Annotated in this window: 1 protein-coding gene; it reads right to left on the bottom strand. The window is 55.5% G+C overall.

From position 1 onward, the window contains the following. Nucleotides 1-798 (bottom strand): alpha/beta hydrolase-fold protein (locus tag ABJK56_RS06130; RefSeq protein WP_347243781.1); only part of this gene is annotated, 798 nt, incomplete at both ends.

Here is a 798-nt window from a genome sequence, read left to right as displayed (position 1 = left end):
ATGCCGGCGGTGCCAGAGTCGATATAGAGCCGGAATTTCCCGCGCCCATGCTGACGAACGACATCAAGAAGGGTGTGGCCTTTCGCGTCAGGTATCCAGAACGACGTGGATAATGCAGCCACGTTTCCAAATACGTCGGGATAGGCGTAGCCACCATAAATGGAAATCATGCCTCCCATACTGGAGCCCATGAGCGAGGTGTATTCGCGTGGCGGACGCGTGCGAAATTCGCGATCGATGGTGGGCTTGACGACCTCGACAAGGAATCTAAGGTAAGGCGAGGGCTGCAGAGCGAGGATGTCGTCGCCAATTCCGTACTCTGCCCGCCGCGCACTCGAGTTGGGAATTCCCACAAGGATGGCTCGCGGAATGGTGGTGTTCTCTTCAAGAAGGCGATTGAGACGCCAGCCCCCATGGCCAAAGCAGCAAGAATCGTCGTCCCAAACAGTCTGGCCGTCGTGCAGATAGACGACTGGATAGCGCCGCCTGAGGCCTGCTTTTGCGTAACCGGGGGGAAGATAAACGAAAAGGGGACGGGACGCGATCGTGGCGCTTGTTTCAGGAACATCGGGCGGATACCAGAAGCGCCTTTTGCTGAGAAGCAGCTGACCTCGACTTGGGTCAGGCACAGTATCGCCGTAGACAAGCTTGCCTCCGTAGAATTTCACAGGGATCCATTTTTGGTGGAATTTTGGGGGAAGGCCTTCGACAGAAAAGGTTACAGGTTCACCGGTCCTCTGCTGGGGCGTCATAAATTTGACGGGATCGTACTTGGCATTACCAACAATGAGAATGGAA

Origin of the sequence: Thermogutta sp. (assembly GCF_039793925.1) — a bacterium.
In the GTDB taxonomy this organism is placed as follows: Bacteria; Planctomycetota; Planctomycetia; order Pirellulales; family Thermoguttaceae; genus Thermogutta.
Note: the sequence above shows the minus strand (reverse complement) of the source record. Positions and strands in the feature narration are given on the sequence as shown.